The 14,784-nt window shown below is 48.0% G+C and carries 9 protein-coding genes and 1 pseudogene; all 10 read right to left on the bottom strand.

Features of this window, described 5'->3' with window-relative positions; genetic code table 11:
* Complete coding sequence (locus C5F52_RS20095) at positions 1–801, bottom strand: bifunctional 2-polyprenyl-6-hydroxyphenol methylase/3-demethylubiquinol 3-O-methyltransferase UbiG (RefSeq protein WP_104800136.1); 801 nt, start codon at positions 799–801, stop codon at positions 1–3.
* 1 nt (position 802) lies between these two features.
* A pseudogene (locus C5F52_RS20090) lies at positions 803–1,758 on the bottom strand (nucleotidyl transferase AbiEii/AbiGii toxin family protein).
* A gap of 65 nt (positions 1,759–1,823) precedes the next feature.
* Positions 1,824–2,399, bottom strand: a complete 576-nt coding sequence (locus tag C5F52_RS20085) for a DUF6088 family protein (RefSeq protein WP_201747057.1) — start codon at positions 2,397–2,399, stop codon at positions 1,824–1,826.
* 84 nt (positions 2,400–2,483) lie between these two features.
* Entirely contained in the window at positions 2,484–3,542 is a 1,059-nt protein-coding gene (gene rfbB / locus C5F52_RS20080) for a dTDP-glucose 4,6-dehydratase (protein WP_104800135.1), read from the bottom strand.
* A 12-nt stretch (positions 3,543–3,554) separates the two neighbouring features.
* Entirely contained in the window at positions 3,555–4,781 is a 1,227-nt protein-coding gene (locus C5F52_RS20075) for a hypothetical protein (RefSeq protein WP_104800134.1), read from the bottom strand.
* Positions 4,782–4,902: 121 nt separating this feature from the next.
* A complete protein-coding gene (locus C5F52_RS29745) occupies positions 4,903–5,592 on the bottom strand; it encodes an SGNH/GDSL hydrolase family protein (protein WP_146100129.1) in 690 nt (229 codons plus the stop codon).
* A gap of 6 nt (positions 5,593–5,598) precedes the next feature.
* The gene (locus C5F52_RS20070; protein ID WP_104800133.1) at positions 5,599–9,219 is read right to left on the bottom strand and encodes a glycosyltransferase; all 3,621 of its coding nucleotides are present in this window, start codon (positions 9,217–9,219) and stop codon (positions 5,599–5,601) included.
* Between the two features lie 2 nt (positions 9,220–9,221).
* Positions 9,222–11,054, bottom strand: a complete 1,833-nt coding sequence (locus tag C5F52_RS20065; protein ID WP_104800132.1) for a glycosyltransferase — start codon at positions 11,052–11,054, stop codon at positions 9,222–9,224.
* 6 nt (positions 11,055–11,060) lie between these two features.
* Entirely contained in the window at positions 11,061–12,032 is a 972-nt protein-coding gene (locus C5F52_RS20060) for a class I SAM-dependent methyltransferase (protein ID WP_146100128.1), read from the bottom strand.
* Positions 12,029–14,779 carry a hypothetical protein gene (locus C5F52_RS20055; RefSeq protein WP_104800130.1) on the bottom strand — a complete coding sequence of 917 codons (2,751 nt, stop codon included), beginning with the start codon at positions 14,777–14,779 and terminating at the stop codon, positions 12,029–12,031. Before C5F52_RS20055 ends, C5F52_RS20060 begins: the two co-directional genes overlap by 4 nt.
* Positions 14,780–14,784: the final 5 nt, after the last annotated feature.

The following is a 14,784-nucleotide window of genomic DNA, read 5'->3' as shown; positions in this document are numbered from 1 at the left end:
TCAATTTTTAAGTTTGAGTTTGTTGAATGTTTTCTTTTGAAAAGGCACTGGCATGGCCGAGCCAGGTTTTGGCAGCGCTGTGTGAACCAACGCCACATCACCAGCCACCACCCTGCCCCCGATGCTGTTGGGCCCATGGCCTTTCACAATCAAACACATCGAGTTATAAAAACAGATGGATTCAATATCCGCATAGTCAGCCGGCTTAAAGCGGCTGTGATGTTTGGTTTTAAGCTTTGCAACCCAATTGGCCGGCAACAACTTTGCACCCCAGCTCTCTAAGTTCACCACATCGGTCAGGCTTTTAAAAAACTCCATCGCCGAGTCGGAGCGCCACAAACCACCGTGCCATTTAGACCAATAACTACAGTGCAAGTCTTCAACCACATAGATGCCGCCTGGGGCAAGCCGCGCATAAAAGTGCTTGAACGTTTTAATAATGTCTGCGTTTTTATGCGACCCATCGTCAATGATGATGTCGTACACCTCTGTGTGCGCCAATACTTGCTCACGCACGGCAGCGGCTTTGACATCGCCTAGCACCAGCGCAACCCGCGGATCGTCAAACTCAAGCTGCGCACACTTGGGGTTGATATCGCAGCCAATAATTCTTTTGGCATTGGAAAAATACTTCGCCCATATTTGCAACGAGCCACCGTTTTGAACGCCGACCTCTAACAAACTAATAGGCGCATCTTGGTAACGGGCAAACCACCTGTCGTACACAGGTAAATACGAAGCCCACTTATCTGAAACATATTCACGGTGTTCAGCATATAAGTAACTGACAGTCTGGCTCATTTCACACTTTATTCAATTGATCTTCAGCACTTGACAACTGCCTCATCAGCTCTGCAAAGGACGGTGGCTGCGACATAAACATCGGCTGCATACGCGCATAGTCCTGCGCCAAAGCTGCTTGCCTTGGTTGCGGTGGAACCAGCTTAAAAGTACCTGGCTGGGCTAAGTCATACCGAGCCCAAGCACGGGCAAATACTTTACTTTTCCAGTCCACCACGCGCTGACACTGAGCCACATTGGCCAGCATCTGCTGCGCCTGCGGATGCTGCAGCAACTTCACCATGTCAAAGTAGTGGCGCGCATAGCGGTCAGGCATGACCGTGCCCTTGGGCCTGTGAAACTCGGCGTGCAAAATAGTTGCTTTCTCCCAAAACGTGCGCTCCAGTGCTAAAGCCACCACGGAACATTGCCAATCTGCAAATAAAGCTTCATAACTTTGCGCCACCAAAGGTCGCACAGGGTGCAAGCCCGTAGGCTGCTGGTCGGTTAAGGTGCCGAACTCCAGCTTCACCTCAGGCCTCACATATTCAAACCCCGCCTTTTGCGTGGTGGGATATGCAAAATACACAACTGGCGACTTGGCATCTGCATCCAATGCAAAACGCAGCCACGCGCCATTCGATGCAATGCCTAGCGTTTGAGTGATCACCGCCTCCAAGGTGGGCATGACCAACTGCAGCACTTTTTCCGCGCACAAAGCTTGCATCTCTTTCAACGCGGCATCGCGTTTGATGCGGCTCTGCAAAGCATCAAACGCAGCCACATCTGCCCCCACAAAAGCAGGCTGCAAACTTAAATCGATGTCTTCCGAAACCGGTCGATCACCCCAAACACTTTAGACAGTGACGTACCACCCTTAAACACCAACTGACCTGCCCACTCTGGCTGGCTAAACAACAGGCCCAACAGCCACGACACCCAAAAGTCTTTCTCCAAAATCACAGGAGACAAGCGCATACCCACGGCAGCGTTGTCAAACGCCAAACGGCGATCTTGATCTGACAATGCCAAAAACTGCCGCGTCACGGCTGCGCCACCTCTTGCAACCAACGGCGCATCCATACGGGGGCACAAGCCAAATCAGCAATTACTCCACTGCGCTCTGATACAGGCAACGCACTGCGTAAATGAGCAATGCGAGGCTGCGAGATGTGCTCAGGCCCTAAAAACCTGAACGCTTGAATCAGCAACCCGCTCAAGCGGCCCGCGCAAGCCATATTTTTGGGCGTTGTACGTTTAAAAATAATCTGCGTTGGACCCACCAGTACCTCGCGCGTTGGCCCGTCCGTCAAATACTCCACCTTGGCAGGCACCTGCTCGGACAGCCCCAACAAATTAGCCGCATACGCACCCGATGGCTGCAATCGCAAACCATCTTTGCGCTCAAACGCCTGCGCCACCTGCGCCACATCGGGCCACAGCATGCCAAGCACCGCATGAACACGGGGCCAGTCATAAAGCCCGCGTGACAACGACCTAATTCGCCCTGTGGCTGCATAGCGCATCAGCGCCGAAGCCACCGCTGTGCGGCTGCCCAAATCGGCAAAATCGCTGGGCGTAAAAACCCAGCCTTGACCCTGTACCTCGATGTATTGCATCAACTGACTGTCAATAGAGGATGTGTGTTTCGTCATTTTTTGCAACAAATAAGCATATTTTTTTGTTGCAATAAATATACACGATCAAGCGCCGTATTGCTTACCCACCCATTGACGGTAAGCACCGCTGGTCACACCCTCCACCCAAGCTTGGTTGGCCAAATACCACTGCACGGTTTTGCGAATGCCGGTCTCGAAGGTTTCTTCGGGCTTCCAACCCAACTCGCGCTCAATCTTGCGGGCGTCGATGGCGTAGCGGCGGTCGTGGCCGGGGCGGTCTTTGACATAGGTGATTTGCTCGGCGTAGCGCTTGCCGTCTGCGCGTGGCTGCAACTCATCGAGCACGCTGCACAGGGTGTGGACCACCTCGAGGTTGGGCTTCTCGTTCCAGCCACCGATGTTGTAGGTCTCGCCCAGCTTGCCCGCTTCGAGGACGCGTGCAATGGCTCGGCAGTGGTCTTGCACATACAGCCAGTCGCGCACTTGTTGGCCGTCGCCATAAATAGGCAGTGGTTTGCCCGCCAAGGCGTTGAGCAACACCAAGGGAATGAGCTTTTCGGGGAAGTGGTAAGGCCCGTAGTTGTTGCTGCAATTGGTGGTCAGCACGGGCAAGCCGTAGGTGTGGTGCCAAGCACGCACCAAGTGGTCGCTGGCGGCTTTGCTTGCTGAATACGGGCTGTTGGGCTCGTAGTTTTTGGTTTCAGCAAATGGTGGGTCGGTGGGCGACAAGGTGCCGTACACCTCGTCGGTGGACACATGCAAAAAGCGGAATGCCTCTTTCTCGGCCGCTGGCAGGTCTTGCCAATAAGCGCGCACCGACTCCAGCAGGTTAAACGTGCCCATCACGTTGGTTTGAATGAAGTCGCCTGGGCCATGAATGGATCGGTCCACATGGCTCTCGGCCGCGAAGTTGAGCACCGCACGCGGCTTGTACTTCGCCAGCAGCTGTGGCACCAAGGTGGCGTCGCCAATGTCGCCTTGCACAAACACATGACGGGGGTCGTCTTTGAGGGGGTCTAAGTTGGCGAGGTTGCCTGCGTAGGTTAGCTTGTCTAAATTCAACACCGGTTCGTCTGATGACGATAACCATGTGTGGACGAAATTACTGCCAATGAAACCGGCACAACCTGTTACAAGTACCATTGAATTGATAAATTAATTAAGTGCCGTCTTTAACTGAGAAGAAAACCCAGCACCACGTGAATCAACGCCAGCCCAAGCATCTAAAGTTGAACCGAGATCAAGACCAACGCCACCAGAAGATTTAGCGATATCACAATAAACTTTTCCAGCAACTCCAGCACCTATTAACACCAACACACCAGGTGAAACTTCTTTACGCAACAATGTCTCAATTTCTACAAAACGCGATATTCGACAATGCAAATCATTAACACCATCAACTCTAGCCTCACCAGGCAAATCAAACCAAATCACCTGAGTCAGATCAGAAACAATACTTTTAATTTTCTCAAAAACAGTTTGACGTGGTGAAACAATAACCACCTTAGTAGCGCTTTTTATTGCATCAATAAAATTAGCATCAACTCCTAAGAAAAAATGAATATTAGGAGTAGTTTGAATCTGGCCTGATCGCAGAAGTGACATGGCGGACAAACAACTAAATACACTGTTGTCTAAAACACCTAAAGAATCCACCTTAAATGTCACGCGACTTTTAAAACCTAGAATATCAGAATTAATTACAGATTTCGAAAGATCTTCCTTAACTTTTCTAATAAAATTATCTGGCGCAACACTACCCCACTGAATAAGAGAAGACTTGTTAACATCCGTTACACCATAAAATTGATCGTAACCAATAAATCTAATCTCACAGTGTCCTACGCGAATCAGAGATAACGGTCGTTGAGACTTAATGGCACCAGTAATAATATCAGTCACTTCACCATCCCCCACGCGATCAATGTAAGGCGCAGGATTCTTAGACCATAAAATAGTGTCCAAATTACTAATCCCTCTATCAAAATAAATATAGATTCGACCACCCAAGCGAAAAGTATTTATATGGTCAGAAATCCCAAGAACCCTGGCGCAACGAAATATAACTGGGAGACTTGGATGATCAAAATTTTCAACCACCATAGCAATACCGACCCCTTTGCAACCAATCAATTTCGCTAATGCTAATCTATAATTCTCCTCAGTAGTGTATTTAGTTAGTCCATCGACCAATACTAAGTGCGCATCGATATCATCCCACTCCTTTAAATAATCAAAAATAGCATCTTTCGAGTTGTACTCATACTCTTTTAAATCAGAAAATAACTGCGTAGAAATTAACTCATCAACACTACTTTCTCGGCCCCAGAAAACCACTTTCTTATTGGAAAAATTTAGATTATTTTTAAAGTCGATCATAATTAAAACCCCGCATTATGAAGATAATTTGCAATCAAACTGGCACCTTTTTTAGTTAAATGATGATTATCATAATATAAATCAAATGAGTTCAGAAATATTTTCTCAAAATCAATGATATTTAAATTGTAATCGTGAGCCAGTTTTTTGTCTGGGAATTGATAGTGCATAATAAATTATCATCTGGATTTTTATAATTACAAAATTTCTCGTAAGGATCATCATGATGATGCCTATGCCCAAATGTTCCGACATAACAATCAATACCTAAATCATTGCAAGCAGAGAATATGCATTTTAGAAAAACTTCACGACTCTTAAAAAAGTCATTAAAAAAAACACCTTCATTAGCAAATAATCCATCGACCGTAGCCACCCGCTTATCATTTGAAAAAAATCCTATTTTCGATATTTTTTCATCAAAGACGCCTGCCATAAAGAAAACCTTTGCAGGCGCAAGCGCAATGACTTTATTAAAAAAAATATTTAATATATCTAATGATGTAGCTCCAGAGTATGCAAAATTTAAATACGAATTATTTCCATTTAATTTACTTAAAACGGATTCGATACGAGAATCTTCATCAACAAAAAGGCATTCTGGGACAGAGTCACCTAGGATCACAGATAATTTTCTGGGAGACTGGAATCTGTCTATTGAAGGTAAAATTGCACCTAGCTCATTTGTTCTAACTTTGTAAGGTCGAGCCTCTAATAGATTAGGAATAACACCCATCATGTATGAATCACTCGGACTAAACGTTCGTTCCAACAGAGGGGCATATTCATATAACCGAATACTTCTTTTCATAAATTTTTATTTAGAAAAAATGGATAGCAATATTTCATCGAAAACATTAGGTTGAAAAATACTTTTTTCCCAAATTGATTTGATTAATGAAAAATCCACTAAAGACACTCCGCCATCTATTCTTTTATATTCTGAAAGAATTGCAGAACTCCAATCCTCATTCGTATTAAAAGTAAGCGTTCCGCCATTGAACTCATCATAAAAACCACAATATGGCTCTACATTCGATGCAACAGCCCTTAAACCAAGCCCTGAATACTCCATCAATTTCAAACAAGACTTATGCGAATTAAAATCACTCTCCTCAAGGGGAGCCAATCCAATATGACAATTCGAAGCTAAGTCTCTTAAAAACGGAACAAAATTAATATAGTTTTTACATTTATCAGGCACTTTAACAAATTCAACCCAAGAATCTGAAGGAATATTCTTTGAAGTAACTCCAACAACAAATAACTTAAGTTCAGGAATCTTAGACTTAACCATTTTGATTGCAGGAAAAATCATCTCCAAATCATTAGTATGAGAAGCACTTCCAAAATAAAGTAAATTAAAGCCCGAGTTATCCTTCTTATTAAAGACGGGCTCTGGCCATGTCAACACATTCAAACAGTTTTCAATTAATTTAGTATTATCGTTAATTAGGGAGTATTTACTAAGCAACCTATCTGTGGAAACAGTTACCACCTTAGCGTGACTACATATCAAACCGAGAGTTTCACTATAACGAACATATTCACCTTTAGGATCTTTATCTTTTGGAACACTAAGCAAATCATCGTCTAAATCTAATACGTACTCAACCTGATGGTTAATAATAGCGTGCGTAATATTCTCCCAAGTATTCTTTGATAATGCATTTCTTTGAATAATAGCTTTTTTCACAAAACCTAATGACACGCCAGACAAAAACTGATCTTCATTTAATCGAATGTAAGTTAAAGATCTGTTTAAGGAATTCTTTGTCTTTTCCCATATTCTTACATGAGTTGATCCAGGAGCAGAAATTAAGCTCCTGTCAGAAGGGCAAAGCAATGCAATAAAATCTCCCCTTGAATTACTGTCTTTATATAAATTAAAATAATTGATAGCCATGAACTTCTTGGATTGAAATATACATTCATATTTCTGCCAATCAATTACATTTTTCAACTTCGTCTGATACTCTCTAGAGTCAACTAATATTCGATTAAACAAATTCTTTAATCCGTTAACATCATTACTTTCAAAGATCCAGCCAGCAGAACCTTTCTCTACTCGAGATGAGATAGTTGGATAGTTAAAAACAATTGCAGGTAATCCAGCAGCCCAAATTTCGGTTAAGGTATGGCACCATGTTTCATCCCAAATCGAGAAAACCACACCAAGATGTGGTGAAATCGACCTAACTAAATTAACAAAATCATCTCTTTTGTATGCCCCATGTAAAACAACACGAGAATCTAAAAATAATTCTTCACACGCTCCTAAAATATGAAACTCTAACGCATGGCTGGTGTCGGATTTCAAAATCTCTTTAATAACATCTAAGCCTTTTGCAGAATCTATATTACCCGGAACAAGGATCTTTAATACATCCTTAGGCATTGAATGGACATCTGGAATTCTCAAATCTAAAAAATCTCGACCATGCGGAATAACTTCGAAAGGGATATTTTTCGAAAGATTTAAATTATTTAAAATAGTTTTTCTTGCACTAACCGAGGTTGTTACAAAAGCATCACAGTAATTTAAAGAATCTGAAAATATATCACGCCATCGATTTACCCAACCATTTTTCAATTTAGGGAAATCGTCCGCACCCCACAAAGGCTGTACGCAATCTCCTGAAGAATTGGAACAAACCCCTCGACAATATCTTGAATCATTATCAATTAGCTTAACCGAAGGACAAACATCATAAAAGTCATGAAATGATTTAATTACACGACATCCAGATTGTTTTGCAATCTTTGGTAGGTTAATTGAGTGCCATGCAATATGACGAATGTGAACAATATCAAAATCATAAATTGCAATCCACTCTTTAACTATTGCGTCATAATCTGACGAAACATGCGTAAGTGGATCAACAGGTTCACGCAATATATGCTCATAAATTAACTCATCGCTTTCATTATTTACTTTGTATAATGAGACCGTCTTTGCATCACAACGCAATAGCCAAGGTTCTATTGCATCGGACAATGAATACATTAAATCTCGATTAGTTTGGGGGGTTCCACCAGTCAATGTTGAAATAACATATAACACGCGTGGAATTACCCCATTTTTTGACTCTTTTAATGCAATTTTTCCCTTAAATCTTGCTGCACCAATATTTTCTGATTTAGAAAATATCTTTATTGCCTTGCCGTAGTCTGCATATCTTTCATCGATCATCTTTCGACCTGATTTAATAAGTCCCTCTTTCTCAAAGCCGAAACTTTTTGATCGATCATGAAATACATATGTGCGATCATCAATTATATTTATCCACCCCTTCAATCTCGCCCTCATGCAAAAGTCATTCTCCTCACCATAGCCTCGCGGGAATGCAACTTCATCAAGCAGACCGATTTCATCTATACACTGTCGACGAATGTACATGCAAAATCCATTACCTGTGGGTACGACTGGATAATAACCAATTGAATTTCTTCTAAATGCAATTGCATAATCCACTTCACTTACACCTATTGGTAATGGATTGTCGTTTCCGATTAATGGAGCTGAAAATGCCCCGGCTCGATCAGACATCGGCGTTACTGTCCCAATATTGTCAGATGTAGCGACAGCTCGCTGAATGCCCTGTAACCACCGCGGTACAACTCTAGCATCTGAGTTTAATAAAACGACGTCGTTCTTGCCGGAAAACGCGATCCCTTTGTTTACAGTTTTCGTGAACCCTAAATTCACCTCGTTATTTAATATTGTTACATTTTCATTTTTTGATATAGATTCTAGGAATTTTGCTACTTGTTCATCTGAACTTGCATCATTTATAAATATTAACTCAACCGATCTATCTGTATATTTCATCAACCGATCAAAACAAACTCGCAAGTCATCAATTGCGTTAAATATAGGAATAATAACCGACACCTTATTTAACTTGCTGAGACTTGACTTCTGCACTAGACTTCTAGTATTTTTTTTCTTCACTAATTCATTACACAAGAACTCTCCGCTTGGAAATATAATTTTTAAGTTAAAACTATTTCTTGATATAATCTCATCTGGTACAGAAAAATTAAATCCACCGAACCCGTCCGATTTACCAGCTCGCAGCAAATCAGGGCGACGATCGTTATTATTTAGCGTCTTGTAAAATACATCATCAATTAATATATCAAGCGGAAAAATTATTTGTTTTTCGTCACGATTAACAGCCCAACCACGATATAACGGTTGATCCTTAACTTCTAATCTGCCTTCATAAATTTGTCGCGTTTTAAGATTTTTTTTTGCATCTTGAAAAAAAATAGGGTGCGACTCTGTATTTAATCGATTGCGCGTTCTGTTTATATTCTGATTAATCACCGATATTAATTCGGGCTGAAACTCCTTAGCTTTTAAATAAAAGTCTAGTGCGAGTTTTAAATTGCCTGATTTAAAAGCCAGATTCCCATTTTTTAAATATTCCATACTTACCCGATCTTATTAAGATTCTCAATGATTATTCCCGAAGAATATTCGATATCAAATATAAATATATTTTTATACTCATATTTAAAGCCATTTAGCCTTAGCAACTGCAACTTATTAGATGCCTCATCAACATTGGCACTTGCCCAAACAGCATCATCATAGAACTCAACCCATGGATACTCACCTTCGCTAATCACACACTCATCAAATCCAACTAAACTCAAACTATTAGTATTTAAAAAATCGACATTTCCCGAATAGTTCGTAGCGATAACCGGCTTACCAAGCAACATTGCCTCAGCAATAGTTCGCCCAAACCCCTCTGCCCTATGCAGCGATACATACGCATCGCAAGCGTCAATCAGTCCCAAGACGTCTGGCCTGTCTATCGTTTCAGTAATTACATAAATCCGTTTGTCCGCGTTGCACTCTTTTATAAACGCTTGCCACTCAGGGTTATTAGGGTTGGTGTTCATGGTTTTCAAAACCAAGCCCACGTTTTTATCTGTTTGCGGAAATGCTTGTTTAAAGGCATTCACCGCAGCCATTGGGTTTTTACGTGCAACAGAAGAGTTGAAATCAAACACATACAAAAACAAATACGTGTTGTCGGGCAAGCCGTAGTATTTGCGGGGGTGTTTTTGAAGGCGGTCCACACTCACGGCCAAGGGCACCAAGTGCACGGGCTTGTCTGTTGACCGCTTGTACATGTCTTCTAAAAATGTGCTGCTGGCCCACACCTCGTCTACCAGTTCAAAGGCATAGGGCTTCCACGCTTTAGGAAACACGCTTAATTCCCACGGCCACCAGCCAATGTTCTGATAGCCCTCAAATGGGCTGGCACCCTTTTGCATGAATATGCGGCTGACGGTGTCAAACGCGGGCAGGCAAAAAATATTGGTGCGGTATGGCGGCAGCTGCGCACTGTGCAGCTCGTGGGTTTTGCCCTCTAGCAGGCGGTCGGCTTGGCGTACGTCGCCAGCATCCACATTCACCACGTAATAAGGAATGTTGGCGGCTTCACAGCAGGCCACGGCCATGCGCAGGTCTTCGCCAATGCCTAGCTCACCGTAAGCAAAGCCGTACAGATTCACGCCAAAGGGCTTGTCGGCCTTATTGGTCGCGGGCGTTGTTGTGGCGGGTGTAAGGCTTGCGTTGGCCCAAGCTACTTGTGCGGCTGTGTAGCTGGGCTGCGACTTGACCCATGATTTCCAGCGCCCTGCCACCAAGGGCGCGATGCCTAGCTGCCCCACCACGCTAAAAAACCACCCCAAATAGGCAAGTCGCCCTTCAGGGGTAAAGAGGTTGCGGGTTTGCTGGGTGGTGCTGTCCATCAAGCGCCAAAGCAGGTACATCAGCAGCGTGGCGGCGGGCACGCTGTGTTCGCTGTGTTCGCTGGGTGGGTTGACGGTGCTGGGCACGGGCTGGTCTAGCGCGGCCACAAGGCTGCGGGGGGCGTGTTGGGCCAGTTGGTGTTCGGGCAAGCCGCGGACGATGGCCCATGCCAAAAACTTGTCGTGTTGCAGTTGGCCTTCTTTGGTGCATTCGGCCACGGCGTCAGGCCGGTATTGGCCCAGCAGGTTGACCACTTGGGGCACGTCAAGCGGCACTTCGGCCAAGGTGGCTTGGGTGTTGGTGGCAAACAAGGCGCTTTGCTGCGCGGGGGTGATGCTGTCGGCCCAGCCTGGGAAGGCTTGCCTGCCTTTGATGAGCCACCATTCGCCAAAGGCGGGGTTGTCTGGGCTGGCAAAGGTGTCGCGCACGTCTGGGCGCAGCAGCCAAGCAAATTGCTTGGCAAGGTCTGCGTTCAGCTTTGAGGCGGTAGCGGGCATTGGGGCTTATTTCTTCTGAATCAAGAAGCTGTTGGAGAGCATCTTGTCTTCGTCGCCCACCATGGCGTCTTCACGTATTTCGAGGCAACGACAGTTGGCCTGCTCCACGATGGCAAAGACGTCGGGCTGGGGCAAAAAGTGCATTTCAAGGCCGCGTGTGGGCGCGCTGTGCAGGTAGCGCTGAACTTCAAACAGGTAGCCGTGGCGGTAGGTGGGCAGCTGTATATAGGCCGCGCCGCCGCTGCGCAGGCACGCGAGCAAGGTGCGCAGCATCCACGCCATCACAGGGGGTGGGTTGTGTTGCAGGGTGATGAGCGAAAAAATGGCGTCCACCTGCGGCACCTCGCGCATTTGCTGCACGGTGCGCCAGTGCAGCCACGTGACGTTGCTCGCGCCTTGAGCTTCCAGGTGTTGCTGGGCCAAGTTGAGGTGGGCTTGCGAAATGTCGGCGGCCAGCACTTGGCTGAATGCGCCTGCCAAGTAGCCCGTCACGCGGCCCACGCCGCAGCCTACTTCGAGGCAGGTGCTGAGCTCGGCAGGGTTGATACCGTTGCGACGCAAAGCGGCTAAGAACAGCTGGCAGCTGTGGTTGCCCGAGTCGAAAAACTGCTGGCGGTGCGCCTCAAACTCAGCCTGAACGTATTGCGGCTGGGTGACGACCGACCAATAGGGCTCGGTGCTGCCAAGGTGCTCCCACGCTTGGTGAATGCGCTCAAACATTTGGCCCATGGCCTCGTCAGAGGCTTCGGTTTCGACGGGTATTTTGGGCAAGTGGTAGGGGTGGCGGTGGCGCACTTGCTGCGGCTGTTTGAGCAACTCGCCCATGCGCTGCACAAACTCGGGCGACTTGATAAACACCTCGCGCAGCGCGTGCGTGTTGTGGGTGTTTTGGCACAGGCTGGTGACCACGTCTTCGTTTTCAGGGTCGCGCCCCAGCATGAGGCGGTAGGCCAAGACGGCTTGTTCTCGGGTGATCAAGCTTTGGCTCTCCGCGCTTGTTTGGCTTGCTTGGCGGTCATGCCATTGGCCATGTTGTATTTGCTGGGCACAGGCGTGGCAGCAATGTGGATGACTTTGTCGGCGGCCTTTGGCTCTGCGGGCAGCGGTGCAAGTGGCTTTGAAGGCGGCTCAGCTTGAGGCGCAGCAGCTTGGGGGGCTGCGGTTGGAGGTTGCAGTTTGGGGGCCGCGCTGGGGGCCAGTTTGGCGGGCTCGGTGCGGTTGCGCTCCAGCACGCGCACGGCGTCGGTGGCAAAGTTAACCCAAGTGGCCCACGAACGGTGGATGGACACTTTCTGTGCGTCAAGGCGTTTGAGCGCGTCGGGCATGGCGTAGATGACGCGGGCGAGCAAGGCTTTGTCGGCGTCGGCGAGTTTGGACCACACGGCCACGTCGAACGCGTTTTTGTCGATCGAGAAGCGAAGCTCTAGCTTGGCACCGCTGTCGTCGTGCGACTCGGCGTACCAGCTCTCAAAGGGTTTGGTTTTGCCGTCGATGAGCGGAATTTCAAACTTGGGGTATTGCGAAAAGCCGGTGGCTTGCACCAAGGCCGCGCCCAAGCGAATTTCAAACTTTTTGAGCTGCGTGGTGCCCAAGCTGAGGCCATGAAACTCCAGCCAGAGGTGCTCGTAGTCGGGGTTAATGAGCTCGCGCTTGAGGTGCACGTCGTCGTAGCGCAGCAAGGCGGGCAAGGTTTTGAGTTGCGCGATGAGGGTTTGCAGCGAGGCACGCCAAAAGCCAAGGTCAAACTGCGGCGGGAACACAAAGCCCTGCCACTGCCCTGCATCGAGCTGCGCCAAGATGGACACGGCAGCGGTGAGCTGGCGAAACTCGGTGGTGCCCAATGCCAAGAAGGTGGCGAGGTGGTCTTTGTCGGTGTTGAGCAACTTGGGCCCAAAGGCTTGGGGCTTGCCGTCTTTGACCAAGCCAATGCCAGGGTGGCCGTCTTGCAGCACGGTGACAAAGCTGAACTCGCTGAGCGCCACGCCAGCTTGCGCAAAGTCTTTGACCTGCCAAGTGATGCTGGGGGTGTCTGACATGCTGTCGACGTTGACGATGTCCATCGCGCCAAAGTCGAGGTAGTTAGGCATGCGGGTTTCGAGGCGGTCCCAGCGGGCTTTGTAGGCGAGGTAGCGTTTTTCGAACTCGCCTTTTTGCTCGTAGTACTCGACCAACTCTTCTTGCGCTTGCATGAGTTGCAAAAGCAGCAGCTCGTTTTCTTGGGTGCTGTCTTGGTGTTTGGCTTGAGCTTGCTGCAGCAGTTGCGCTTGCGTGTCTCGCTCGGCTTTGACGGCGCTTAAGGCAGCTTCGGCTTCTTGCTTGGCTTGGGCGGCGGCGGCTTGGGCAGCAGCGCCAGCCGATTGCGCAGCAGCTTGTGCATCAGTCAGCTGTTTGACCTTGGCGGCTAGCTCGTTGTTTTTGTCTGCAAGTTCTTTGGCTTTGGCGTCTAACTGCGCTTTGGCCCCGCTGGCTGCTGCATCGGCTTCTTGCTTGGCTTTGACGGCGGCAGCTTGTGCGGCTGCGCTGGCCGTTTGTGCTGCGGCCTGCGCGTCGACCAGCTCTTTGGCTCTGGCGGCCAGATCGTTGCTTTTGGCTTCTAGCGCTTGGGTGACGTTGTCTAGCTGAGCTTTGAGGGCGGCTTCTGCTGCGACAGTTTTGGCCAACTGCTCTTGCACTTGCTTGTTTTGCAAGGCGTAGCGCTCTAGCTCTTCTTGCACTTGGTGCAGCTGGCTCAGCAACAACTCGCCTTCTTGGCTTTGGGCTTGGTTTTGCGTTTGCAATGCGCTGATTTGTGCTTGCAGAGTTTGGCGCTCCGCTTGCAGCGTTTGGGCTTGCGCTTGCAAACTGCTGATTTGCGTTTGCAGGTCTTGCGCTTGGGTTTGCAGGTTTTGTTTTTCTTGGCCCAAGTCGCTGAGCAAGAGGTTGGCTTGGCTCAGTTGGCCATTGGTTTGGGCGAGTTCGGCTTGGGTACGGTCCAAGTCTTCGCTGAGTTGTTTTGATTTGCCAAACAGGGCAAAGAGCGCGCCCAACATGCCTTGCGGTTTGCCTGACTTTTTGGTGGACATCACGGCCGTGCTCGGGTTGAGCAAGGGGGTGCGCGACTGGTGCAAAAGTTTGCCGAGTTTGGCGGCAAGCGAGGGCACGGGGCCGTAGGTGCTGGGCGAGGCCGAGGCGGCGACAGTGCCGAGTTTTTGCCAGTCCACGGTGGTGAGTGACCACGTTTTTTGGCAGGTGTAGGCCAAGCGTGCGGGATAAATGCCCACTTCGCTGTTGTCGACCAAGATGGTGCGGGCTTTGTTGGCTTTGTAAAAGCGCAGGAGTTCGCCGCTGTAGCTGAGCCAAGTGTTGAGGGCTTGGGGGCTGGAGAGGTCGAGGTGTTGGGGCGGTGTGTAGGCCAGCACGAAGCGGCTTTGTGGGTCGACGTTGCGCCAAAAGTCGAGCAACCAAGTGGCGCGTGCGTCGGCAAAGCCCCATTCCACTTGGTCGATGTTGGAGACCATCAGGTCAACGGCCAAGTCGAGCCACGCGATGCCCACAGGCAGCGGGCTTTGGGTGGTGAGCCCGTCGATGTCGTGGTCGAGGGCGGTGTAGATTTTGCTGTGCCAGTCGCTGGCGGTGTGGCCGTATTTGGCGCTGGGGCGTGCGGCTTGCAGGCCGGAGGCTTGAAGCAGGGTTTGCAGGTTGGCGGTGTTGCAGTCGGGGCTGGAGGCAACGATCACAATTTTCATGTGGT

The organism is Limnohabitans sp. TS-CS-82, assembly GCF_002943475.1.
This window is presented reverse-complemented; position numbering and strand designations above follow the sequence as displayed.

What these genes read in the sequence shown, in the direction of transcription:
- C5F52_RS20095 (WP_104800136.1), bottom strand. Translation starts at nt 801, where the DNA reads ATGAGCCAGACTGTCAGTTACTTATATGCTGAACACCGTGAATATGTT.
- C5F52_RS20085 (WP_201747057.1), bottom strand. Translation starts at nt 2,399, where the DNA reads ATGCAATACATCGAGGTACAGGGTCAAGGCTGGGTTTTTACGCCCAGC.
- rfbB (WP_104800135.1), bottom strand. Translation starts at nt 3,542, where the DNA reads ATGGTACTTGTAACAGGTTGTGCCGGTTTCATTGGCAGTAATTTCGTC.
- C5F52_RS20075 (WP_104800134.1), bottom strand. Translation starts at nt 4,781, where the DNA reads ATGATCGACTTTAAAAATAATCTAAATTTTTCCAATAAGAAAGTGGTT.
- C5F52_RS29745 (WP_146100129.1), bottom strand. Translation starts at nt 5,592, where the DNA reads ATGAAAAGAAGTATTCGGTTATATGAATATGCCCCTCTGTTGGAACGA.
- C5F52_RS20070 (WP_104800133.1), bottom strand. Translation starts at nt 9,219, where the DNA reads ATGGAATATTTAAAAAATGGGAATCTGGCTTTTAAATCAGGCAATTTA.
- C5F52_RS20065 (WP_104800132.1), bottom strand. Translation starts at nt 11,054, where the DNA reads ATGCCCGCTACCGCCTCAAAGCTGAACGCAGACCTTGCCAAGCAATTT.
- C5F52_RS20055 (WP_104800130.1), bottom strand. Translation starts at nt 14,779, where the DNA reads ATGAAAATTGTGATCGTTGCCTCCAGCCCCGACTGCAACACCGCCAAC.